This is a genomic window from Streptomyces sp. NPDC030021 (assembly GCF_055574035.1).
The window spans coordinates 678,385-700,513 of record NZ_JBVIAH010000001.1 but is presented as its reverse complement, the minus strand read 5'-3'; the positions used below and the strand labels follow the sequence as shown (position 1 = coordinate 700,513).

The following is a 22,129-nucleotide window of genomic DNA, read 5'->3' as shown; positions in this document are numbered from 1 at the left end:
ACCCCGCCCGGGACCACCCTCACCGGGTGCTGTGGGTGATCCGCCGGAGCGGCGACAGGGCGTACCCGGCCGTCACGTATCCCACGGCGGCCGACAGAGGGACGAGAGCGGCCAGGACCAGCGCGGTGGACGCCACCAGCGAGTCCTGGGGCTGCTGCCGCACGGGGGCCGGACAGGGGGCCGGCTCGCTGTCCGGCGACTCCGGACAGCCGGCGGGCGCCAGTACGATCGCGGACTCCGAACGCAGTTCGAGGACGGGATCGTTGCCCCTGCTCACGGCCTGCACCGCAAGCAGGTGGACCACGGCCAGCAGCGCCGTCCCGGCCAGCATGAACACCCCGCCGTAGAGGCAGGTGAGACGTAAGCGGGTCACGGACGGCCGCTGCGGCGCCATGCCGTGTGAGGCCGCGGAAACGGCACTCCTCACGGCGTCGACGACGACGCGGCCCCTGATCCGGATCGGCACCGGTACTCCCCCCTCAAGGCGTCACAAGCCCCGACCCCTCACTCTCGCCCTTCCGCCCCTAAGCAGAGCGTCAGCACAGGGCGCCGTAGGGGGATGCGGGATGCGCGGCCACCCGCACACCGGCGACCGGCGGAGCGCCCCCCCGGGGCGGTCAGAGCCCCCACGCGTGGACGCGTTCCGGGTGGATCCGGATCACCTCCGGGCTGAAATGGGGGCCCAGCTCGTGCGGGCCCGTCTCCAGCGTGGCGCGGCCCCGGATCTCGATGCCGCGCACCCGCCACGGCCGGATGCTCACCAGGTCGTCCACGACCAGGGACAGCCGGGGGTTCCCGTGCAGGTTGCGCCACTTCTTCGTCGTGCCCATCGCCATTCCGCCCACCAGGATCGTCCCGTCCTCCTGCGGAAAGAAACCCACGGGGTTCGCCTGCGGCTGCCCGGCCGCGTCCACCGTGGCCAGCCGGCCCAGGTGCTGGGAACGCAGATACGCCAGTTCAGCCTCGCTGAAACCCTTGAAGTCCGTCATGCCGTCCACCCTCGCAGCCACTGCCGCTCCCCGCATCGGGCTACGGACCTAGGCCGGGCGGTGGGCCTGGGCCTCCTTCAGGAGTTCCGTGTACGGCATCTGCGCCATTGAGCCACGCACGAATGCCATACCGTATCGGTCGGCGGCCTGCCTCCGCTCGCTGGGGCTGTCGCGGTCGAAGGCCTTCTTTTCATCCGGACTTGCCACACCGACATAGACGTACGGTTGGGGACGGTACACCCACCAGACCGTCACGCGCTCCCGGCCCCGAGTCAGATTCAGGAGCTCACTGCTCTGGGAGATTTTGGCCTGATACCTGACGTAATCCACGTTGGTCGGCCCGGGAGGGTCTTGGTCCTTTCCTTCCTTCTTGAGTTTTCCGCGCCACTCCCCGGACTTCTCGAAGGAGGCGTCTATCGTCATCCGGTCCTGCCTGAATGCGTAAGCCTCGACCTGGGCGGTGACTGCCTCGCAGTCAAACTCCCCGGGGTCTTTGATTTCGACGACCATATCCTCCGAGATTTCCTCGTTCGGGCTCAGCTCCCGCCCTGGCGGCTTGACCAGCTCACCAGGTTTCAGCAGCATGTACGTGTTTTTCCGGTCGCTCGGGAGCTTGCACGTCTTTTTCAGGACACACGGGGGCTTGCACGTGGTGTCCGGGCTGCTCGGAGGCTTGAGCTGGATCCAGTAGATGCTGCCGAGGATGTGGACCGGAACCTCGCCGGAGTTCTTGAGGCGCAGCCGGACCTGCAGGTACATCTTCGTCCCGTCCTTGTTCAGGCTCGGCTTTCCGATCTCGGCCGTACCCTGTACCACCGGACGTGACATGGACGGAAGGTAGATCTGTGTGTATGCCAAGTTGGTGATGACGAGGAGGGTGGAGACGATCGCCCCTACCGCGATGCGCCCCGGATAACGGAGCACCTTCCACACCCGGTGGCGGCAGAGTACCCACAGCGACCATGAAGCGCAGACCGCGATGCCTGCCCAGAACAGCAGGCACAGCGCGTACGACGGCCTGTCCCTGTTGGCGAAGTACATCAGAAGAAGCACCGAACCGACGAAGAGTTCGACCATCGCTCCGAAGAGAAGGGCCGGGCCCGAGTACGTTCTTCTCCGGTTCCGCCAATAGTCGAAACCGGCCGCGAAGGCGATCAGTTCCACTGCGGCCATGAACAGGAAGAGGAATCCGGTGACCCGGCCGGCGAAGGTGAGGGCGTCAACAGAGTCCTTCATGCCGATCCAGGTGCACATGGCTGCGGTCGCCAGGAAGCCGACCGCCATGACTGTGCCGGTGATGCGCCGTTCCCAACTGTGAGCCGGCCACACCGTGGTGTTCCCGCCGTGCCATTCGATGTCGGCCTCGGGTGCCACGCCCGCGCGATGCAGTACTTTCTGCAGTTCGTGGTGGCTCCACACCTTGCCTGCGGGCTTGCCGTTGATCACGATCTTCCGCAAGCCGTTGTCATCCGGTGGCTCCACGGCCACAGGGGGCTTGATCTCCATGGCATCAGCCTGCTCTCGCAGCGGGGCGAACGCCCCTGGAGTGCTTTTCCCAGGAGCGTCTCCCGTGCAATGACGGGGGTGTGGGCGTCACTCGAATGGAGTAACAGGGTGCGCGCCTCGACGCGGTGCGGGGTGAGGCTGGTGACGACCGAGCCGCTCGCCCTTGTTGGAGGTCCTGATGCGTACGCGACTTCTCGGGTTCATCACCGCCGTGATACTGACCGCTCTCGGTGCCATGGCCCCTGCCGCGCAAGCCGCCGTGCACGGCGTCGACGGGCAGACGTGCATCGACGGAGGCGGAGCGGTGGAGTACGAATCCGCCCAAGGCTCGTGGGTCTGCGTCGGCGGTAGCCACGGCGGCCAGCCGATCAACTGAACGGGCTACCCGGCCACCGGGTTCCCGCCGGCGAGCAGGGCGCCGCACCGGGTGCAGTACCGGGCGTCGCGCTCGGCGGCCAGACGTCCGCACGCCTCGCAGACGAGGTGCAGAAGGCAGGCCGGCTCGCCGGCGTCCGACACGAGCTGCGGGGCCGTCTTCAGGGGCGGGGAGCGACGGTGGGCCGTCGTGTACGTCAGGCCGTCGTCACCCGCCCGGACGCGGTACGTGGTGCCGGTCGGCAGCCAGGCTACGGAACCGGGGGCGAGCGTCACCGTACGGTCGGGGGTGCGGACCTCGCCCGAGCCCGATACCACCACGAGCAGCACGCCCAGGACCGCCTCGGTGAGCACCGCCGCGGTGAGCTCGTCGAGGACGGCCCCCGCGCCCATCCGGACCACGTTCGCGTCCAGGTCACGGCCGGGGTCCCGCAGCGTCCGCACGACGCGGAACCGTCCGTCGTCGACCGAGTCGGCGGGTGGCGGGGCGAGGAAGGCAGGTTTGCCCGGGACGGACCTGTTCATGGCGGCTCCACGACCGATCGAGTCAGGGGCCGAGAGCATAGCCACCGATCGCGAGGGCCGCAGCCGGGACGGCGCCCGGCGGGCACCTACTGCGCCACCGCCGCCCCCACCCACGCCCCCACCACCATCAGGCACGCGAACAGCTCCACCAGCACGCTCGTCCCCACCGCCCGCATCACCGCCCGCACCGACGCCCAGGCCTCGCCGTGCGTCCCCAGGCGGAGCCGCTCGCACAGGTAGACGCCGCCGATGAAGCCCGGTACCGCCCCCACCACCGGCAGCAGGACGAAGCCCAGGACCGCCCCGGCTCCCGCGAACACCACCATCCGTGTCGTGATGCCCAGCCCCCGCACATGCCGGGGCGGCAGCAGCCACTTCACCACCTGGACCACCAGCAGCAGGGCCGTCGCCGCGACCAGCAGGGACCACGCCGTCGCCGAGCGCACGTGCAGCGCCCACCACAGCAGCCCCGCCCACACCAGCCAGGTGCCCGGCACACCCGGGATCAGCACACCGACCACCCCGAGCAGCAGCACCAGCCCCACCAGCAGCAGCTGAGGCAGATCCATGCGCTCAGCCTGACCGACCAGGGGCTATCGGGCCACCCAGCCCCGCTCGTACGCGTGCCAGCCCAGCTGCAGCCGTGTCGTCACCCCGGACAGCTCCATCAGGCCCTTGACCCTCCGCTGCACCGTCCGCAGCCCCAGCTCCAGGTGCTTCGCCACGCTCGCGTCCGTCATGCCCGCCAGGAGCAGCGAGAGGATCTCCAGGTCCGTGGCGTCGGGGCTGCCCCCGGCCTCCTCCGCCGAACCGGCCGCCCCCAGCCGCAGCGGCAGCGACTCCCGCCACACCGCCTCGAACAGGCCGGTCAGGGACTCCAGCAGCCCCGACGCGTGCACCACCAGCGCCGCCGGCTCCGCCCCGCGGGCCGTCAGCGGGACCATGGCCAGCGTCCGGTCCGCGATCACCAGCTTGGTCGGGACCTCCGCCGTCACCCGGATCTGCTCGCCGCGCGCCAGCGCCGTCGACGCCTCCCGGATCCCGCTCGGCAGGGTCAGTACCTCCCGCTCGATGACCACCCGGTAGTCGACCCCGCGTACGGAGGCCCGGTCCTCCGCCTCGTTGTCGGTCCCCGTCACCACCTGCGGCCGGCCGGTGACCAGCGCGCAGACCTCCTTCTCCGCACCCAGCTGGATCTGGTGGAAGCGGTGCGCCACCGCGCTCGCCCCCTGCACCACCTCCACGAGGTCGTGCACCGCCGGTTCGGCCGCCTCCGCCCGGTACTCCTCGGCCAGCAGCGCCGCCGCCAGCTCCGCCTGCTCCAGCTCGTGCCGCTGCTGGGTCAGCAGCGCCCCGAGCGCCACCCCCGGCGGGGCCGCCACCCAGCGCCCGGGCCGGGCCGAGGACTGCGCCGCCAGCCCGTGCCGCTCCAGGTGGCGCAGGGCCCGTTCGGTGTGCGGCACCGGCAGGGTCAGCCGGTGCGCGAGGTCGGGTACCTCCGCGGCCCCCAGCGCGACCAGCGCGCGGTACGCCGACTCCTGGCCCTCGTCCAGGCCTATGGCACCCAGCAACCCGTCCACCCACCTTTCGACACGCGCCTGGCGGGAAGCGGCCACGGCGCAAACCCGCCGCGGACATCATCGCCGCCCCCGATGCCACTCTGCCAAGGTGACGCCACCGCAGCACCAACATCCGCCGGCCAGAGGCCATTTACGCGGCGCTTCGCCGTGCAATGCAGTAGTTGGCCGGAATTCACCTGGGGAGAGCGATGCGTCCGATATCGCGTACGGCACTCGGGGCGGCCACCGCGGCCGTCCTGGCTGTCACCGCCATCGGCCCGACGGCGGCACAGCCGGCCGACGGAACGCCCGGAGCGGGGAAGAGACCACTCGTCGGCGGCGAGGCGGCCGGAAAGCAGCCCACGGCCCCCGTCACGGTGACCCTGGTCACCGGCGACCGCATCCTGGTGTCCACCGACGCGGCCGGCCGCACCGCCGCCACCGCGATGCCGCGCACGGACGGCTCGCAACCGCTCGTGCAGACCCGCCAGTCGGGCAGGGACCTGTACGTCTACCCCGAGGGCGCGGTCAAGGCCCTCGCCGCCGGCACGGTCGACCACGAGCTCTTCAACGTCACCGGCCTCGTCCGGCAGGGCTACGACGACGCGCACACCAGGAAGCTGCCGCTCATCGCGGTCTACGACGGATCCGTGAACGTGGCGCGCAGCGTCCCGCCCACGCCCCGCGGCGCCGACCGCTCCCTCGTCCTCGGCTCCATCGGCGCCGTCGCCCTCGCCGCCGACAAGGAGCAGGCCGCCGCCTTCTGGTCGGACGTCACCGGTACGGACCCCCGCGCGCGCTCCGTGGCGGGCGGGCTGAAGAAGCTGTGGCTGGACGGCAAGGTCCGGGCGAACCTGGAGCGTTCCACGCAGCAGGTGGCCGCCACCGCCGCCTGGGCCGCCGGGTACGACGGCAAGGGCACCAAGGTCGCCGTCCTCGACACCGGAACGGACCTGGACCACCCCGACCTCCGGGGCCGCGTCACCGCGTCGGAGAACTTCACCGACTCCGACACCGACGCGGACCGGCAGGGCCACGGCACCCACACCATCTCCACCGTCGGCGGCTCCGGCGCCGAGAGCGGCGGCGCCAAGAAGGGCGTGGCCCCCGGCGCCGAACTGCTCAGCGGAAAGGTCCTGAACGACGGGGGCTACGGCCTCGATTCGTGGATCATCGCGGGCATGGAGTGGGCCACCCTGGCCAAGGCCGACGTGGTCTCCATGAGCCTGGGCGACCCCTCGCAGACCGCCTGCGACGACCCGCTCGCCGCCGCCGCCGAACGGCTCTCCCAGCAGGGCCCGCTGTTCGTCATCGCCGCCGGCAACTCCGGCCCCGGCAACAACACGGTCTCCTCGCCCGGTTGCGCCGCATCCGTCCTGACCGTGGGCGCCGTCGACCGGGACGACCGCACGGCCGTCTTCTCCAGCCGCGGCCCGGCCGGACTCCAGCACACCCTCAAGCCCGAGATCGCCGCCCCCGGCGTCGGCATCTCCGCCGCCGCCGCGGGCGGCCGCGGGGTGTACGCCTACCAGTCCATGTCCGGCACCTCGATGGCCACCCCACACGTCGCGGGCGCCGCCGCCATCGTCAAGCAGCGCCACCCCGACTGGACCGCGCAGCAGATCAAGGCCGCCCTCGTCGGCTCGGCCGCCACCGCCGTCCCCGGCGACGTACGGGAGACCGGTGGCGGCCGCCTCGACGTGAAGGCCGCCCTCGACACCACCGTGACCGGTGCGCCCGCCGTCCAGGGCGGCACGTACAACTGGCCTCAGGACCGCAGCGACCGCACCACCGTCGAGGTCCCGTACACCAACCTCGGCAAGAGCCCCGTCACCCTGAACCTGGCCGTCGAGAAGGTCACCGGCAACGACGGCTCGCCCGTCCGCGCCCAGGTGGCCCGCCTGGAGCGGCGTACGGTGACCGTCCCGGCCGGTGCCACCACCAGGGTGCCGCTCACCCTCGACCCGGCGGCGAAGCTGGAGCGCTCCCAGTACGGGGACGTCACCGGCCGCGTCGTCGCCACCGCGAACGGCGTCCGCGTCTCCACCCCCTTCTCCCTCTACGTCGAGCCCGAGACGGTGACCCTGCGCGTCAAGCTCGTCGACCGCGCTGGCCGGCCCGCCGCCGGGCCCTCCTCGCTGGACGTGATCGGCACCGACGACGCCACCGGCGAGCGCCGCTTCAACGAGGGCTCCGCGGACCAGGTCTACCGGGTGCGCCCGGGCGCGTACTTCCTCTCCGCCTTCGTCGCCACCCCCGACGGGGGCGAGGGAGAGGGCGACAGGCTGCTCGACTCCCTCACCTACCTCGGCCGCCCGCAGGTCGAACTGAAGAAGGACACCACCGTCGTCCTGGACGCCCGTAAGGCCGGACGCCTGGACATCGCCGCCGACAAGCCGGTCGAGGCCCGCAACACCACCCTCGGATTCGCCCGCAGCTGGGACGACGTATGGCTGCACGCGGGCACGGCCATGGGCGGCCGCACCATCCGCGGCTTCTACGCCTCCGTCGAAGGACGCGCCGAGGACGGCGACTTCGAGTTCGCGTCCTACTGGCGGGCGGCCGCGCCCCTCGTCTCCGAGCTCAAGGCCGTCGGCGGCCCGGTCCTGCACCCGATCACCGCGTCCACCGGCAGCGACAACCTCGACGGAACCGGCAGCGCGCCGCTCGTCGACGCCGGCTCCGGCACCCCCGGGGAACTCGCCGCGGCGGGTGCCGAGGGCGCGGTCGTCCTCGTGAAGGCGGTCGACGGCGCACTGCACGAGGTCGCGCAGAACGCTCAGGCCGCCGGCGCCAAGGCGGTCCTCGCCCACCGCGAGGCTCCCGGCCGCTGGACCGGCTTCACCGGCTACGCCGGCGGCGCCCTGCCCGCGCTGACCATCGAGACCGCCGAGGCGAAGGCGCTGCTGGCCAGGCTCGCGACCGGCAAGGTCACCCTGTCCTGGAAGGCCGAGTCGCAGAGCCCGTACGTCTACTCCCTCGCCCTCCCCGAGACCGGCGAGGTCAGGAGCGGTGGCCACACCTACCGGGTGCGCGACCGCGACCTCGGACAGACCGCGTCCACGTACAACTCCATGGGTGTCGCGGCCGACTTCATCGACATGGCCGGGGCCTACCGGCCGATCGGCACCGCCGTCTACTTCGGCGGGATCGAGACCGTCGCGGCTCCGGGCACGCGCACCGAGTACCACTCCGCCGGGGACACCGCCTGGGACCAGCTGCTCTCCAGCAGCTTCCCCTGGGGCGAGTTCATGGTCGGCGAGCAGCGCACCTACACCAAGGGGCAGAAGAGCAGCGCCACTTGGTACGACGGCATCACCGGCCCGGTCGCGCCGCGCGACCTCGCGGGCAGGGAGACCCTCGCCGCCGAGCGGCAGGGCAACCTGATCGGCTTCGCCCCCGCCATGTGGGGCGACAGCGGCCACGCCGCGCAGCCGGGCTCCTTCGGTGACATCGGCTCACTCGTACTCAAGCGGGGCGGCGAGGTCGTCGGGGAGAGCTGGTACCCGTTCGGGGTCTTCGAGGTGCCCGCCGAGGACGGCCGCTACGAACTCACCCAGTCCATCGAGAAGATCGGCCCGCCCGCCCGGGTCTGGCAGCGCTCCACCGCCGTGCAGACCACCTGGGGCTTCTCCTCGAAGCTCGACGCGTCGGCGTACTCGCAGGGGCTGGCGATTCTCTTCCCGCGGTACACGGCCCCGCTCGACGGCATGAAGACGGTCGCGGCGGCGAACGGCCAGAGCATCGGGCTGGCCGTCACCGGACATGCGGGCTACACCCCGGGTGCGCTGAAGTCGGCGAAGCTGTCGTACTCCTACGACGGTGAGCACTGGACGCAGGCGAAGGTGAGCGAGCGGGGCGGCCGGTGGAGCGCGGTCGTCGACCACGCCGGAGCCTCCGGCAAGCCCGTGTCGCTGAAGGCCGAACTGACCGACGCGAAGGGCGCCACGGTCACCCAGACGACCGTACGGGCGTACGACGTGCGCTGACCCGTACGGGTGCAACACGAGGGGTCCACCGGACGGCGGTCCGGTGGACCCTTTTCGTGCATTCGGCGTTTTCCGCCCCCCTGGGAGGCCGACAATGAAGCCATGAGTCAGCAGGGCGCGGACGACTGGTGGCAGAAGCTCTACGAGGGCCCGGACGCGGGAGCGGAACCCGACCCGGGGGACACCCTGGACAACCGGTTCCGCTCGGCGGCGGGCGTGACGACGGATCCGGCACCGGCCACGGGCCCGGCACCGGGCCTCGTGCCGGACCCGGGCCCGCCGGAACCTCCGCGCGCCCCGGAGCCGCTGCTCCCCGGCCCCAGGCAGGGCGAGCCGGCGCCGACTCCGACCCCGACCCTGCCCACCCTCCCGCCGCCGCGGGATCCCCGGGCGGGCGACGCCACGGGGTACGCGCTCGGAGGCGTGGCCGTACCACCGCTGCGCGGGCCCGAGCTGCCGGTGCGGCACCGGGAGGCGCCGAGCCCGGAGGCCTGGTTCGACCCGGCCCCGCAGCCGCAGCAGCAGCCGGCGTCCGTGACCGAGTCCGAACCAGGGCCCGAACCCGAGCCCGGGCCCGAGCCGGTGGCGGCCGGACCGGAGGCCGCCCGGCCCCAGGTCTCGCACCTGGGCGACCGCGCCCCCACCTACGCCCCCGAACCCGGCGCCCTCCCGCCCGCCGACCCGGCCGCCATCGAGGGGCTGACCCCGGACACCGTCCTGGAGGGGGCCCGCTACGGCACCTACACGCTGCGCGCCGCCTCCCTGCGCGGGGACTCCGCCCGCTACCGGGGCGAGGCCCGCCGCGACTTCCTGCTCACCGCCCGCTTCGGCAGCGGCGACGACGCGCTGGTCCTGGTCGCCCTCGCGGGAGGGGACCGGGCCGCCCCCGGAGCCGCCGAGGCCGCCGCCGAACTGTGCCGCACCGTCGCGGCCGCCGTCGGGCGCAGCCAGGAACGGCTGGCCGACGACATCCGCGCCGGGCGCCGCGACGCCCTGCGCTCGGGCCTGCAACGGCTCACCGACCGGGGCTACGGGCGACTGCGGGCCCGCGCCGCCGAGCTGGGGCTCGCGGAACCGGCGTACACCGCCGGACTGCGCGGGCTGCTGTTGCCGGTGGACCCGGCGTGCCGCACCCGGGTGTGCTTCGGCGCGGGCGCGGGCGGCCTGTTCCGGCTCCGCTCGGGGCAGTGGCAGGACCTGGAACCCGACGGGCAGGCCGAGGACACAGAGGGCGGTTTCCGCTTCCGTGCGGCCGTGGCCCGGCCCGGCGACACCCTGCTCCTGTGCTCCGGGGGCCTGGCGGAACCGATGCGGGAGGAGGCCGCCCTCCCGGCGGAGCTCGCCGCCCGCTGGGCCGGTCAGGAGCCGCCGGGCCTCGCGGCCTTCCTCGCGGACACCCAGCTCCGCCTCAAGGGATACGCCGACGACCGCACGGCCGCCGCGGTCTGGGAGGCCTGACCGGCGCGGCACGGCTTCCGATCACCCGGAAGGCGGGAGCTGTTCGCGCACCCATGCGGGATCGGGGGCGGTGTGTGGCCGGCCCGCCACGAGGACGGTCGGCACGGTCTCGTTCCCGTCGTTGACCGCCTTCACCACGGCGGCTCCTGCCGGGTCACGCCAGATGTCGACCCAGTACGCCTGGCGCGCGCTGCGGCCCAGCCGGATGCGCAGTCGTATGCAGTACTTGCAGCCCGGCCGCCAGAAGACGACCGGTCGGCCGTCGGCCGCGCTGCGGCGCTGTGCCTCCTGCGCACCGATCGACCGCGGGAACACCAGAGGTGAGTTCAGGCCTGCCAGCAGCACGAACAGCAGCAGCACTGCCGCGGCCGTGCCCGGGCTCCCGCTCACGAGCAGGCCGGCCGCGACGACCGATCCGCAGCACCCGAACAGCATCGGAACCATCCAAGCACGCGTCATGAGAACGCAGGCTACCGACGAGCCGTCAGGCTCCTCGGACCAGGGGTGGGGCAGCCCCCGTGCTTGATCCCACCGTACGCGGCACACCGCCTGACCCGAGTTCACCGTCGGCACCGGCATGTGCAACAGGTGGGCGGCGCGCTATCTTTCCCCGAACGGTGAACGGCGCATCATCGGCTCCTTCGGCCACGGCTCCACGGCGGGCACCCTTCCGCAGGTGATCGGGGCACAGTTCACCGACCGGAACCGTCAAGTGGTGTCGAGGCCGGGCGACGGCGGTTTCTCGATGCCGAGGGGAGATTTCCTCACCCTGGTGCAGTACGGCCTGCCCGTCAAAGTGGTCCTCTTCACCAGCTCATCCCTCGGAGAGGCCGCGTGGGAGATGCCGGTTTCCGGCCTGCCCTCCTGCGGGGCGACGGACATGAACCCCGGCTTTGCCGCCCTCGCCCGCGCGGTGGGCGCGCAGGGGGGCCGTGTGGAGAAGCCCCAGCAGCTCACAGGGGCTTTGAAGGACGTTTTTCGGCAGTGGGGACCCGTTCCGGTGGACATGGTGACGGACCCGGCCGCCCTGTCGGTTCCTCCGAAGACCGGTGCCGGAACGGTGACCGGATTCGCACGGTCCGACAGCAAGATCGCGTGGGGAGGAGAGGCGGGCCGCATGATCCGGATGGCTCGATCCGGCCTCCGCAACGTGCCCCGCCCGTAAGGCCGCAGGAGTGCGGAACCGCCCGGGGGGCATGCATCCCGTAGACCTGTTCGAGAGCAAGGACACGGGAGGGACATCGCCGTGCGGGTGGGGGCGAAGAACGGGAAGCTGTGGGGGAGAGGGAGGCCGGTTCCGCGCGAGCCGTCCGCCGACGAGGACGGGGAAGCGGTGGACACGCTGCGGATCACCCGGAGCGTACGCCGGGCCGACCTGAAGGCGGTCGGCGAAGTCCGCCGGGCTCTGCGGGAGTTGATGCGACACCGGTGCAGGATCGATGCCGCCGAGGTGGCCGAGCTGCTGATCACCGAGCTCGTCACCAACGCGCTCGTCCACACCGACCGGGGCGCGGAGGTGCACGCGAGTCTCGCCGCCACCCGCTTACGGGTGGAGGTCCGGGACTACGCCGCACGCCGTCCCCGGCCGTACGTACCGACCGCCGACGACGGTACGCACGGCCGGGGACTCGTGCTGGTGCAGGCGCTCGCCGACGACTGGGGCGTGGACGCGCTGGCCCTGGGCAGCGGCAAGGTGGTGTGGTTCGAGCTCGACGGACGGCACGACGCGTCGTACGACGGGCCGTACGGCGGAGGGTCCGCCTGAGCAGGCGGGCCCCGCGGGGCTCCCCGTACGGGCGGACCGGGTCAGCCGAACTGCTGCTCCAGGTCCTTCAGTTTGCGCTCCAGCGAGTCCAGCCGGGGAATGGTCTGGGTGTCGTCCTCGGCGGTGAGGTCCACCGTCCGGGTGCCGGTCACGTCAATGGATTCGGTTCGGTTGACGGCCTGCAGGGAGGGCCGGCGTCGCAGGGGCAGCTGTCCTGATTCCGGTATGGCCGGCTCCGCGCCGACCGGCGCGGAGCCCGCTCCCTGCGTCAGTTCCGGGAGCTCGACCTGGCGGCCGCGCGAACGCCCGAACGCCCGGTTCTGCCGGCCCAGCGCCTTGATGCGCGCCCGGTCCAGCCGGTTCTGATCGCGCCTGCGGTGCCGGTCCTGCTCCCGCTCCTTCTTGTCCTCGCGCACCTCGTCCACGGCCTCGTCGAGGGTGCGCACCCCCTCCAGCAGCATGAGCGACCAGGCGCCGAAGGTCTCCCGGGGGGCCCGCAGCCAGCGGACCATCCGGATCTGGGGCAACGGCCGAGGGATCAGGCCCTGTTCGCGCAGCGCCGCCCGGCGGGTCTGCTTGAGGGCGCGGTCGAAGAGCACAGCCGCCGAGAGCGACATCCCCGCGAAGAACTGCGGGGCCCCGTCGTGGCCCAGGCCCCGCGGAGCGTGCACCCAGTTGAACCACGCGGCCGCTCCGGCGAACAGCCAGACGAGCATGCGCGAGCCGAGGGCCGCGTCGCCGTGGCTGGCCTCGCGCACGGCGAGCACCGAGCAGAACATCGCGGCGCCGTCGAGGCCGAAGGGGACCAGGTACTCCCAGCCTCCGGACAGGTTGAGGTTCTGCCGGCCGAAGCCGACCAGCCCGTGGAAGGAGAGCGCGGCGGCGACCGCCGCACAGCAGAAGAGCAGAACGTACGAAGCGGTCCCGTAGACGGCTTCCTTGCGCCGCCGCCGTTCCTCGCTGCGCTCCCAGCTGTCGTCGGCCGCGGCCTTCTCGCTCTCGCGCTTGCCACGGGCCAGTACCGCAACTGCCGCAAGTACGCCCAGGATCAGCAGGCTGCCGGGCAGCAGCCAGTCCAGCGATATGTCGGTCAGTCTCATGCGGATGTCCCTCGCCTCGCGTATGCGGCTGTACGGCTTTCCGGGCGCCATAGTGGCGTAGCCGGAGAGCCGTGCACGCGGGTTTCGGGGCAAGTGGACGCCATCGGGGGGCGGGGCCCGCCGGATAGGGTGTTGTAACTCGAACTGGCGGCCGTACGAGCTGAGTTGCGTTCGATTACAGTCAGTCGTACGGGGTGGGTTCAGGCGGCGGTCGCCGCGATGCGGGCGATGCGGTCGGCGTCACAGGTCCGGGGACAGGTGACACAGGTGTCCTCGGGGCGGATGGTGTAGAAGAAGCAGCAGCCGGCCCGGTCCCGGGTGGGCAGCTCCTCTCCGGCGGGTCCGGTGAGCGTACGGAACCCCGCGCTCCCGGTGTACGGGGCGGTGGACCCCGGCAGGAGCGCCTCCAGCTCGGCCATGGCCCGCTGCTCCTCGCCGAGCAGGTTGCCGATGTACCAGAGGCTCTCGACGACCTCGTCGGTCACCATGCCCCACAGGGCGCGGCGGCCGCGCCGCATGCGCGGGCCGAAGCCTTCCAGGAGCGGTCCGAGGTGCTGGGCCACCGCGGCCCGTACCTCGTCGCGCAGCGCCTCCTCGTCGGGCACGACGCGGGCGCCCGGGAGTGCGGCCGCCGGATCGTCCGGCAGGCAGGCGAACTCGCCGATGCGCACGCTGAGGCGGCCGAGGGTCCGGTGGAAGGCCACCTCGGTGACCGGGAGGCGGGGGACCCGCCGGTGCAGGAACCACGGCAGGGTGATCAGCAGGCAGGCCGGCCACGCGTAGCGGTGCAGCCCGAAGCCCGCGATCACGTCGGGGCGGGCCTGGGTCCCGTAGTCCCTCAGGACCTGGGCGTTGTCCCAGGCGAGGTAGGCGTCCAGGGCCGGCCCGCCGGCCGCGAGCTCGTCCGCGCCGACCCATCCCGCACCGCGAGGGAGGGGTTCGTCAGCGGTTCGCTCGATCACCCGCAGTCCGCCGTACGCCTCGGCCAGCCTGGCGAACGCATCCGTCACCGCAGAGCCGGGCGGGGCGGATGTGACAGCCGGGAAGGTCGTGACGGTCATGACGGGCCACCGAATCACAGAATCACACGATCGTTAACAGGTTAGCCTTACCTTACCTGATTCGGATCGATCCGCACCCCTCCCCGCGCGCGCCGTCACCTATTCTCAGGACAGGTCGAGACCCGGAGGAGGAGGAGGACCGAGTGCACGAAACGGCCCACGCCCGGGTACCGGCACAAAGGCAGAAGGTGTTGCGCCATTCGGTGCGCGGTCAGGTGCTCGACGCGCTGCGCGCGGCCCTGATCGACGGAGAGCTGGTGCCGGGGGAGATCTACTCGGGACCGGCCCTGGGGGAGCGCTTCGGGGTCTCCGCGACCCCCGTGCGCGAGGCGATGCAGCAGCTGGCCGTGGAGGGGGCGGTGGAATGCCTCCCCAACCGGGGCTTCCGCGTGCTCTCCCGCACGCCGGGGGAGCTCGCCGAGCTGGCCGAGGTACGGGCGCTGCTCGAAGTCCCCGTGATGATCCGGCTGGCCCGGACGGTTGCGGCGGCCACCTGGGAGGCCCTGCGTCCGGCCGCGGCCGCCACGGCCGAGGCGGCGGCCGCCGGTGACCTGCCGGGGTACGCGGAGGCGGACCGGGACTTCCACCGGGCGGTGCTGCGGCTGGCCGGCAACGACCAGCTGGTGCAGGTGGCGGAGGAGCTCCACCGCCGGGCCCAGTGGCCCCTGCCGGGCGCTCCGCGGGTTCGGCGGGCCGATCTCGTCGCCGATGCGGCGGAGCACTCGGCGCTGCTGGAGGCGCTGATCGCGCGGGACCTCCCGGTGGTGGAGTCCCTGGTCCGCGAACACTTCGCAGGCTCCCCCGCCTGACCGGGGCCCCACCCCGGCCCCCGCGCCTCAATCGCCGGCGGGGCTCAAGACCGGGGCTCCGCCCCGGACCCCGCGCCTCAAACGCCGGCGGGGCTCAAGACGCGCTACGCCGCAGGCGACGGGGTCGGGTGGAGTTGGTCCGCCAGCCACGTGGGGATGCCGCCCAGCAGGTGGAACAGGCGGCGGGCCTCCGCGCGGAGCCGGGTGGCCTCCGGTTCCGGTTCGGCCTCGGCCAGCGCCGCCAGCGCCGGGGCCGTGCCGATCAGGAAGCCCAGGTCCTCCCGGATGCGCAGGGACTCCGCGAAGCCCTTGCGGGCCTCGGCCACCTCCCCGTCCCGCAGGGCCAGCGCGGCCAGGTGCCGCCAGGTGAAGGACAGCAGCAGGGTGTCCCCGTGTGCCTCCGCCCCCGCGTGGGCCCGGTGATAGGCCGGCCGGGCCGACTGCGGGGCGTCCGCCAGGTGCTCGGCGACGAGCCCCCGCCGGAAGTCCAGCAGCGGGCGGGTCCGGGACTCCGGGGACAGCAGGGCCGCGGCCCGGCCCAGAGCGGAGCGGGCCTCGTCGGCCCGGTCGCGTACGCCGAGCACGGTGGCGGCGTACGCCAGCTGGCCCCGTTCGCACGCGGCCGCACCCCGGTCGTCGTCGTCCTGGGACACCGCCTCGGCGATCCGCAGCGCGTCCTCGGCCTCGGCCCAGCCCTGCCCGGTGAACAGGCACCGCTCCACCAGCAGCGCGGTCCGCTGCACGGCCGCCCCGGCACTGCCGGCCTTGCCGATGTGCGGCGTCAGCAGCGCCGCCGCATCGGTCCAACAGCCGCGCGAGCGCAGCCGCCATATCGCCCGCTGGAGGGGGTCGTCTCCTCCGGTTGTTCCGGCACCCGACATGGCGGTGTCCGCCACATTGCCCTCCCCAAAGCAAGCAAGCAGCACATCGTTGAGCCCTGGGGCGAAATGAGAGCACGGATCCACGGCATCGGCCAAGGGGTTGGGTGAACTTTTTCACAAAGTCCGGACGGATCATCAGCCGCCCCGTGGCCGAACCCCGCGGCCGCGGGGCGGATCTTCTCAGCTCATCCGCAGTGCCAGGAAGAAGTCGAGCTTGTCCTCCAGCCGGGACAGGTCCCGCGCCGTCAACTGCTCGATTCGCCCGACGCGGTAGCGCAGCGTGTTGACGTGCAGGTGCAACCGCGTCGCGCAGCGGGTCCAGGAACCGTCGCAGTCCAGGAACGCCTCCAGCGTCGGGATGAGCTCCGCGCGGTGGCGCCGGTCGTAGTCCCGCAGCGGGTCCAGCAGCCGGGCCGTGAACGCGCGGCGGACGTCGTCCGGGACGAACGGCAGCAGCAGTACGTGCGAGGCCAGCTCGTGGTGGCCCGCCGCGCAGACCCGGCCCGGGCGTGCCGCGGCCACCCGGCGGGCGTGCCGGGCCTCCTCCAGCGCCCCGCGCAGCCCCTCGGCGGAGTGCACGGCCGCGCTGACGCCCAGCGTGAGCCGGCCGTCGTCGGCCAGACCGGCCGCCAGGGGGTCCCGTACGGCCGCGAGCAGCTCGTCGGCGTGCAGGGCGGAGTCCGGGCCCTTGTCCTCCCCGGCGTCCCCGGAGAGCGAGGGCAGCGGTACCAGGGCGATGGCCTCGTCACCCGCATGGGCCACGGCGATCCGGTCCGAGGGCTCGGGTCCCGAGACGGACGGGTCGACGAGGATCTCCTCCAGCAGCGACTGGGCCACCGGGCCGCCGGGGATGTCCCCGCCCTCCCAGTCCACCCGGGCCACGACGACCTGCCAGTGCGGGGCGGCGCCCAGCCCGGGCAGCAGCACCGGGGCCGCGACCCGCAGACGGGCGGCGATCTCGGCGGGCGGGGCACCCGTCTGGACCAGTTCGAGGACCTCTTGTGCGAGGCGGCGGCGCACGGTGCGGGCCGCGTCGCGCCGGTCCCGCTCCACGGCGATCAGCTGGGTGACGCCCTGCAGCAGGTCGAGGCGCTCGGCGGGCCAGTCGCCCGCGTCCGCCTCGACGGCCAGCAGCCAGTCCGAGAGCACGGTCTCGCGCACGTCCCGGGCCCCCGGACCGGCGGCCCCGCGCCCGTGTCCCCTGATCGGGAAGAGCGAGTAGGTAATACCCTGGATGGAGATCCGATGCGGCCCCCTGCGGCCCGTCCGGACCGCCGCAAGGTGCTCGCTCGCCAGTGCTGCGCACACGCCCGGCGCCAGCGGCTCGCCCGCCCCGGCGATCTGCCGGCCGGTGGGGGACAACACCCAGGCCCGGAGATCGAGGTCGGTGGTGAGCAGATCGAGCACCACGTCGGGGCCGCCGCCGGCCGGACCCGAGGTCATCAGCCGGCGGTGTCGGTCCACGACGGCCGCGAGGTCCCCGGCGCGCTCGCCCGAGACCTGCCGGACGACGTACTCGGTGATCGTGGCGAATGCAACGTCCTCGTTCACGGCGAACAGCGGCAGCCGGTTGCGGACACAGGCCGAAACGAGATCATCGGGAATGGCCTGCAGCTCCGCCTCGCCCGCGGCGAGCCCGGCGACGCCCGCGCTCGCCAGGATTCGTACGAATGGCTCGGAGTCGGCTGAATTTCGTCTCCAGGCCAGGCCGGTCAGGACGAGTTCGCCCCCCGACAGGTACCGGCTGGGATCACGTAGGTCGGTCGTCATGACCCCGCGGACCGTCCGGTCGAGTTCACCCTCGCCGCCGAGCAGCCGCAGCCCCAGCGCCTCGGTTTCCAGCAGTGCGCGCAGCCGCATGATGTCGCCGCCGATCTGTCTCGAATGTTGCCGTTGGAAATCGGGCAGGTCGTCGCATCCTGCCTTTCATACGAATCTACAAGACGAGGGAGGCCGTCAGCCAACTCCTTCATGGTTTCAGTGACTGCACCGGGCGGCGAGTGGCTTGTGTACTGGGTCCACACCGCGTTAACAGCACGTGAACGACCAGTCGAGGACTCTCGGGCCTCCTGGCTTGAAGTAAACGACACGATGAAGAAGAAGAGAGCCGCTCATGGACTTCCTTCGCCCCGCCAGCTGGGAGGAGGCGCTCGCCGCTAAGGCCGAGTTCCCCTCAGCTGTGCCGATTGCGGGTGGCACCGACGTGATGGTCGAGATCAACTTCGACCACCGCCGGCCGGAGTACCTCCTGGACCTGAACCGCATCGGTCTGCTGCGGGAATGGGAGGTCGGCGAGGATGTGGTTCGCCTGGGCGCCTCCGTCCCGTACACGCAGATCATGGAGAACCTCCGTACGGAGCTCCCGGGACTCGCGCTCGCCTCGCACACGGTCGCGTCCCCGCAGATCCGTAACCGCGGCGGTGTCGGCGGCAACCTCGGTTGCGCCTCGCCGGCCGGCGACTCCCACCCCGCGCTGCTCGCGGCGGGCGCCGAGGTCGAGGTGGAGTCCGTACGCGGCTCCCGCCTCATCCCGATCGACGAGTTCTACACCGGTGTGAAGCGCAACGCGCTCGCCGCCGACGAGCTCATCAAGACCGTGCACGTCAAGAAGGCGGACGGCCCCCAGCAGTACTCCAAGGTCGGCTCCCGCAACGCGATGGTCATCGCGGTCTGCGCGTTCGGTCTGGCGCTGCACCCGGAGACCCGCACGGTCCGCACCGGCATCGGTTCGGCCGCGCCGACCCCGATCCGGGCGAAGGCCGCCGAGGAGTTCCTGAACGCCGCGCTCGAAGAGGGCGGCTTCTGGGAGTCCGGCAAGGTCATCACCCCGTCGATCGCCAAGCAGTTCGGTGACCTCGCCTCCGGCGCGGCCAACCCGATCGACGACGTCCGCGGCACGGCGAAGTACCGCCGTCACGCGGTCGGCATCATGGCTCGCCGCCAGCTCGTCTGGACCTGGGAGCAGTACCGCGGTACCGGCAACGGCCGCTCGCTTGAAGGGGCTGCGTAATCATGCGCGTCAATTTCACGGTCAACGGCCGTCAGCAGGAAGCCGACGATGTGTGGGAGGGCGAGTCCCTTCTCTACGTCCTGCGTGAGCGCCTGGGCCTGCCGGGTTCCAAGAACGCCTGTGAGCAGGGCGAGTGCGGTTCCTGCACCGTCCGTCTCGACGGCGTACCGGTCTGTTCGTGTCTGGTCGCGGCCGGTCAGGTCGAGGGTCGCGACGTCGTGACCGTCGAGGGTCTGGCGGAGTTCTCCAAGCAGCGCGACGAGCACGGCCACGGCGGTGCCTGCGGCACCGGCGGCGGCTGCGGCGGCAAGGGCGTGTCCCTGGATGCGGCCAAGCAGTGGCAGGCCAGGCCCGCCGACTCGCAGACCGGCGAGGGCGTGGAGCTCTCCAACATCCAGCAGGCGTTCATCGACGCCGGCGCCGTCCAGTGCGGTTTCTGCACCCCGGGTCTGCTGATCCAGGCGGACGCGCTCCTGGAGGAGAACTCCTCCCCGTCCGACCAGGACATCCGTGAGGCCCTGTCCGGCAACCTCTGCCGCTGCACGGGTTACGAGAAGATCCTCGACGCGGTCCGCCTCGCGGCCGCCCGTCAGGGAGAGGCGGTCTGACCATGGCGCAGAACACCCGCACCGTGCCCGCCGGTACGCCGACGAACGTCACCCAGAAGCACAACAAGGGCGGCATCGGCGAATCGATTCTTCGCCCGGACGGCACCCTCAAGGTCACCGGCGAGTTCGCGTACTCCTCGGACATGTGGCACGAGGACATGCTCTGGGGCCAGACGCTGCGCAGCACCGTCGCCCACGCCGAGATCGTCTCCATCGACATCTCCGAGGCGCTCGCCATGCCCGGCGTGTACTCGGTGCTGACGTACGACGACCTGCCGGCCGAGATGAAGAACTACGGCCTGGAGATCCAGGACACCCCGGTGCTCGCCAACGGCCGGGTACGTCACCACGGTGAGCCGGTCGCCCTCGTGGCCGCCGACCACCCGGAGACCGCCCGCCGCGCGGCCGCCAAGATCAAGATCGACTACCGCGAGCTGCCGCTCGTCACGGACGAGGCCTCCGCCCTCGCCCCCGACGCGCCGCTGATCCACGAGGGCCGCGACGACCACCACATCGGTCACGTCCCGCACCCGAACATCGTGCACCGCCAGCCGATCATCCGCGGCAACGTGGAGGAGGCCCGCAAGCGCGCCGACGTCATCGTCGAGGGCGAGTACACCTTCGGCATGCAGGACCAGGCCTTCCTCGGCCCGGAGTCCGGCCTGGCCGTGCCGTCCGAGGACGGCGGCGTCGAGCTCTACGTCGCCACCCAGTGGCTGCACTCGGACCTCCAGCAGATCGCCCCGGTCCTGGGCCTCCCGCCGGAGAAGGTCCGTATGACGCTCTCGGGCGTCGGCGGAGCCTTCGGTGGCCGCGAGGACATCTCGATGCAGATCCACGCCTGCCTCCTGGCCCTGGCCACGAACAAGCCGGTCAAGATCGTCTACAACCGGTTCGAGTCCTTCTTCGGCCACGTGCACCGCCACCCGGCGAAGCTCTACTACGAGCACGGCGCCACCAAGGACGGCAAGCTCACGCACATGAAGTGCAAGATCGTCCTGGACGGCGGCGCGTACGCGTCCGCCTCCCCGGCGGTCGTGGGCAACGCCTCCTCCCTCTCGGTGGGTCCCTACGTCCTGGAGGACGTGGACATCGAGGCGATCGCGCTCTACACGAACAACCCGCCCTGTGGCGCGATGCGCGGCTTCGGCGCCGTCCAGGCCTGCTTCGCCTACGAGGCCCAGATGGACAAGCTCGCGGCGAAGCTGGGCATGGACCCGGTCGAGTTCCGCCAGCTGAACGCCATGGAGCAGGGCACGATCATGCCCACCGGCCAGGTCGTGGACGCCCCGGCGCCGGTCGCCGAACTGCTGCGCCGGGTCAAGGCCCGCCCGCTGCCGCCGGAGCGCCAGTGGGAGAGCGCAGGCGAGAGCGCGGACGTCCGCGCGCTGCCCGGTGGTCTGTCGAACACCACCCACGGCGAGGGCGTCGTCCGCGGCGTCGGCTACGCGGTCGGCATCAAGAACGTCGGCTTCTCCGAGGGCTTCGACGACTACTCCACCGCCCGCGTGCGCCTGGAGGTCATCAACGGCGAGCCCGTCGCGATGGTCCACACGGCCATGGCGGAGGTCGGCCAGGGCGGTATCACCGTCCACACGCAGATCGCCCGTACCGAGCTGGGTGTCACGCAGGTGACCATCCACCCGGCCGACACGCAGGTCGGCTCCGCCGGTTCCACGTCCGCCTCCCGGCAGACGTACATGACCGGTGGCGCCGTGAAGAACACCTGCGAGGCGGTCCGCGAGGCCCTCCTGGAGATCGGCCGCCGCAAGAACGGCTCGTACCACCCGGCGTGGGCCACGGCCGAGCTGCTCCTCGAAGGCGGCAAGGTCGTCACCGACGGCGGCGAGGTCCTCGCGGACATCGCCGACATCCTTGAGGACGAGGCCATCGACCTTGAGCTCGAGTTCCGTCACGCGCCGACCGAGCCCTTCGACCTGGTCACCGGCCAGGGCAACGGCCACGTCCAGTACACCTTCGCCGCGCACCGCGCGGTCGTCGAGGTGGACACCGAGCTCGGCCTCGTCAAGGTCGTCGAGCTGGCGACCGCACAGGACGTCGGCAAGGCGCTCAACATGCTTTCCGTGGTCGGCCAGATCCAGGGTGGTACCACCCAGGGCCTCGGCGTCGCGATCATGGAAGAGATCATCGTGGACCCGAAGACCGCGAAGGTGCGCAACCCCTCCTTCACGGACTACCTGATCCCGACCATCCTCGACACCCCGACCATCCCGGTCGACGTCCTGGAGCTCGCCGACCCGAAGGCCCCCTACGGCCTGCGCGGTATGGGCGAGGCCCCGACCCTCTCGTCCACCCCGGCCGTCATCGCGGCGATCCGGCAGGCGACGGGTCTTGAGATCAACAAGACGCCGATCCGTCCGGAAGCCCTTACCGGGACCCTCTAGGACGGCGTTGTGGGGGGGGGGGGGGGGGGGGGGGGGAGGGAGGAAGCGATGGGTGCGGGGGGGGGGGGGGGAGGGAAGGGGGGGAGAAA

19 protein-coding genes and 1 pseudogene are annotated in these 22,129 nt (G+C 72.0%); 9 read left to right on the top strand and 11 right to left on the bottom strand.

What is annotated here, in order from left to right:
• Positions 1–19: 19 nt before the first annotated feature.
• The 3 genes from ACZ4YL_RS02960 to ACZ4YL_RS02950 all read right to left on the bottom strand — a co-directional run bounded on the left by ACZ4YL_RS02960 (position 20) and on the right by ACZ4YL_RS02950 (position 2,495).
• Complete coding sequence (locus ACZ4YL_RS02960; protein ID WP_468113441.1) at positions 20–373, bottom strand: hypothetical protein; 354 nt, start codon at positions 371–373, stop codon at positions 20–22.
• A 244-nt stretch (positions 374–617) separates the two neighbouring features.
• Positions 618–989 (bottom strand): PPOX class F420-dependent oxidoreductase, encoded by a 372-nt coding sequence (locus tag ACZ4YL_RS02955; RefSeq protein ID WP_466834418.1) that lies wholly within the window; start codon positions 987–989, stop codon positions 618–620.
• 48 nt (positions 990–1,037) lie between these two features.
• Positions 1,038–2,495 carry a hypothetical protein gene (locus tag ACZ4YL_RS02950; RefSeq protein ID WP_468113440.1) on the bottom strand — a complete coding sequence of 486 codons (1,458 nt, stop codon included), beginning with the start codon at positions 2,493–2,495 and terminating at the stop codon, positions 1,038–1,040.
• A gap of 178 nt (positions 2,496–2,673) precedes the next feature.
• Here ACZ4YL_RS02950 and ACZ4YL_RS02945 point away from each other — a divergent pair, with 178 nt between their 5' ends.
• Positions 2,674–2,871 carry a hypothetical protein gene (locus ACZ4YL_RS02945; protein WP_468113439.1) on the top strand — a complete coding sequence of 66 codons (198 nt, stop codon included), beginning with the start codon at positions 2,674–2,676 and terminating at the stop codon, positions 2,869–2,871.
• A 5-nt stretch (positions 2,872–2,876) separates the two neighbouring features.
• Here ACZ4YL_RS02945 and ACZ4YL_RS02940 read toward each other — a convergent pair whose 3' ends face one another.
• From ACZ4YL_RS02940 to ACZ4YL_RS02930, 3 genes are all read right to left on the bottom strand, one after another.
• Positions 2,877–3,395 carry an AraC family ligand binding domain-containing protein gene (locus ACZ4YL_RS02940; protein ID WP_468113438.1) on the bottom strand — a complete coding sequence of 173 codons (519 nt, stop codon included), beginning with the start codon at positions 3,393–3,395 and terminating at the stop codon, positions 2,877–2,879.
• An 86-nt stretch (positions 3,396–3,481) separates the two neighbouring features.
• The gene (locus tag ACZ4YL_RS02935; RefSeq protein ID WP_468113437.1) at positions 3,482–3,964 is read right to left on the bottom strand and encodes a DUF456 domain-containing protein; all 483 of its coding nucleotides are present in this window, start codon (positions 3,962–3,964) and stop codon (positions 3,482–3,484) included.
• A 24-nt stretch (positions 3,965–3,988) separates the two neighbouring features.
• Positions 3,989–4,966 (bottom strand): helix-turn-helix domain-containing protein, encoded by a 978-nt coding sequence (locus ACZ4YL_RS02930; RefSeq protein ID WP_468113436.1) that lies wholly within the window; start codon positions 4,964–4,966, stop codon positions 3,989–3,991.
• Positions 4,967–5,163: 197 nt separating this feature from the next.
• Between ACZ4YL_RS02930 and ACZ4YL_RS02925 the strand changes: the two genes are divergently transcribed.
• Together ACZ4YL_RS02925 and ACZ4YL_RS02920 are read left to right on the top strand one after the other, a co-directional pair.
• A complete protein-coding gene (locus ACZ4YL_RS02925) occupies positions 5,164–8,943 on the top strand; it encodes a S8 family peptidase (RefSeq protein ID WP_468113435.1) in 3,780 nt (1,259 codons plus the stop codon).
• Positions 8,944–9,045: 102 nt separating this feature from the next.
• A complete protein-coding gene (locus ACZ4YL_RS02920; RefSeq protein ID WP_468113434.1) occupies positions 9,046–10,401 on the top strand; it encodes a protein phosphatase 2C domain-containing protein in 1,356 nt (451 codons plus the stop codon).
• 21 nt (positions 10,402–10,422) lie between these two features.
• On the opposite strand, the gene ACZ4YL_RS02915 is transcribed toward ACZ4YL_RS02920, so the two are convergent.
• On the bottom strand, positions 10,423–10,860 hold the full coding sequence (locus ACZ4YL_RS02915) for a glutaredoxin domain-containing protein (RefSeq protein ID WP_468113433.1): 438 nt from the start codon (positions 10,858–10,860) through the stop codon (positions 10,423–10,425).
• 100 nt (positions 10,861–10,960) lie between these two features.
• Between ACZ4YL_RS02915 and ACZ4YL_RS02910 the strand changes: the two are divergent.
• Positions 10,961–11,566 (top strand): annotated as a pseudogene (locus tag ACZ4YL_RS02910) (thiamine pyrophosphate-dependent enzyme); the annotation flags it as partial.
• Positions 11,567–11,647: 81 nt separating this feature from the next.
• The gene (locus tag ACZ4YL_RS02905) at positions 11,648–12,166 is read left to right on the top strand and encodes an ATP-binding protein (RefSeq protein ID WP_468113432.1); all 519 of its coding nucleotides are present in this window, start codon (positions 11,648–11,650) and stop codon (positions 12,164–12,166) included.
• Between the two features lie 41 nt (positions 12,167–12,207).
• On the opposite strand, the gene ACZ4YL_RS02900 is transcribed toward ACZ4YL_RS02905, so the two are convergent.
• Together ACZ4YL_RS02900 and ACZ4YL_RS02895 are read right to left on the bottom strand one after the other, a co-directional pair.
• Positions 12,208–13,266 carry a DUF2637 domain-containing protein gene (locus tag ACZ4YL_RS02900; protein ID WP_468113431.1) on the bottom strand — a complete coding sequence of 353 codons (1,059 nt, stop codon included), beginning with the start codon at positions 13,264–13,266 and terminating at the stop codon, positions 12,208–12,210.
• Positions 13,267–13,466: 200 nt separating this feature from the next.
• A complete protein-coding gene (locus ACZ4YL_RS02895) occupies positions 13,467–14,327 on the bottom strand; it encodes a (2Fe-2S)-binding protein (RefSeq protein ID WP_468113430.1) in 861 nt (286 codons plus the stop codon).
• Positions 14,328–14,470: 143 nt separating this feature from the next.
• On the opposite strand from ACZ4YL_RS02895, the gene ACZ4YL_RS02890 reads away from it, so the two are divergent.
• On the top strand, positions 14,471–15,136 hold the full coding sequence (locus tag ACZ4YL_RS02890; RefSeq protein ID WP_468113429.1) for a GntR family transcriptional regulator: 666 nt from the start codon (positions 14,471–14,473) through the stop codon (positions 15,134–15,136).
• A gap of 104 nt (positions 15,137–15,240) precedes the next feature.
• Here the strand turns inward: ACZ4YL_RS02890 and ACZ4YL_RS02885 are convergent, their stop codons facing one another.
• Both ACZ4YL_RS02885 and ACZ4YL_RS02880 read right to left on the bottom strand, forming a co-directional pair.
• Entirely contained in the window at positions 15,241–16,017 is a 777-nt protein-coding gene (locus ACZ4YL_RS02885; protein ID WP_373038747.1) for a hypothetical protein, read from the bottom strand.
• A gap of 180 nt (positions 16,018–16,197) precedes the next feature.
• Complete coding sequence (locus ACZ4YL_RS02880; RefSeq protein WP_351154389.1) at positions 16,198–17,877, bottom strand: PucR family transcriptional regulator; 1,680 nt, start codon at positions 17,875–17,877, stop codon at positions 16,198–16,200.
• Between the two features lie 253 nt (positions 17,878–18,130).
• Between ACZ4YL_RS02880 and ACZ4YL_RS02875 the strand changes: the two genes are divergently transcribed.
• From ACZ4YL_RS02875 to pucD, 3 genes are read left to right on the top strand one after another with little or no spacing between them, the layout of a single operon-like run.
• A complete protein-coding gene (locus ACZ4YL_RS02875) occupies positions 18,131–19,027 on the top strand; it encodes an FAD binding domain-containing protein (RefSeq protein ID WP_030715117.1) in 897 nt (298 codons plus the stop codon).
• Positions 19,028–19,029: 2 nt separating this feature from the next.
• Positions 19,030–19,635: a (2Fe-2S)-binding protein gene (locus tag ACZ4YL_RS02870; RefSeq protein ID WP_468113428.1), complete on the top strand. Its 606-nt coding sequence runs from the start codon at positions 19,030–19,032 to the stop codon at positions 19,633–19,635.
• Between the two features lie 2 nt (positions 19,636–19,637).
• The gene (gene pucD, locus ACZ4YL_RS02865; RefSeq protein ID WP_327738140.1) at positions 19,638–22,040 is read left to right on the top strand and encodes a xanthine dehydrogenase subunit D; all 2,403 of its coding nucleotides are present in this window, start codon (positions 19,638–19,640) and stop codon (positions 22,038–22,040) included.
• Positions 22,041–22,129: the final 89 nt, after the last annotated feature.

Coding starts and splice junctions, on each gene's coding strand:
- ACZ4YL_RS02955 (WP_466834418.1), bottom strand. CDS start 989: ATGACGGACTTCAAGGGTTTCAGCGAGGCTGAACTGGCGTATCTGCGT.
- ACZ4YL_RS02950 (WP_468113440.1), bottom strand. CDS start 2,495: ATGGAGATCAAGCCCCCTGTGGCCGTGGAGCCACCGGATGACAACGGC.
- ACZ4YL_RS02945 (WP_468113439.1), top strand. CDS start 2,674: ATGCGTACGCGACTTCTCGGGTTCATCACCGCCGTGATACTGACCGCT.
- ACZ4YL_RS02940 (WP_468113438.1), bottom strand. CDS start 3,395: ATGAACAGGTCCGTCCCGGGCAAACCTGCCTTCCTCGCCCCGCCACCC.
- ACZ4YL_RS02935 (WP_468113437.1), bottom strand. CDS start 3,964: ATGGATCTGCCTCAGCTGCTGCTGGTGGGGCTGGTGCTGCTGCTCGGG.
- ACZ4YL_RS02925 (WP_468113435.1), top strand. CDS start 5,164: ATGCGTCCGATATCGCGTACGGCACTCGGGGCGGCCACCGCGGCCGTC.
- ACZ4YL_RS02920 (WP_468113434.1), top strand. CDS start 9,046: ATGAGTCAGCAGGGCGCGGACGACTGGTGGCAGAAGCTCTACGAGGGC.
- ACZ4YL_RS02915 (WP_468113433.1), bottom strand. CDS start 10,860: ATGACGCGTGCTTGGATGGTTCCGATGCTGTTCGGGTGCTGCGGATCG.
- ACZ4YL_RS02900 (WP_468113431.1), bottom strand. CDS start 13,266: ATGAGACTGACCGACATATCGCTGGACTGGCTGCTGCCCGGCAGCCTG.
- ACZ4YL_RS02895 (WP_468113430.1), bottom strand. CDS start 14,327: ATGACCGTCACGACCTTCCCGGCTGTCACATCCGCCCCGCCCGGCTCT.
- ACZ4YL_RS02885 (WP_373038747.1), bottom strand. CDS start 16,017: ATGTCGGGTGCCGGAACAACCGGAGGAGACGACCCCCTCCAGCGGGCG.
- ACZ4YL_RS02880 (WP_351154389.1), bottom strand. CDS start 17,877: ATGCGGCTGCGCGCACTGCTGGAAACCGAGGCGCTGGGGCTGCGGCTG.
- ACZ4YL_RS02875 (WP_030715117.1), top strand. CDS start 18,131: ATGGACTTCCTTCGCCCCGCCAGCTGGGAGGAGGCGCTCGCCGCTAAG.
- ACZ4YL_RS02870 (WP_468113428.1), top strand. CDS start 19,030: ATGCGCGTCAATTTCACGGTCAACGGCCGTCAGCAGGAAGCCGACGAT.
- pucD (WP_327738140.1), top strand. CDS start 19,638: ATGGCGCAGAACACCCGCACCGTGCCCGCCGGTACGCCGACGAACGTC.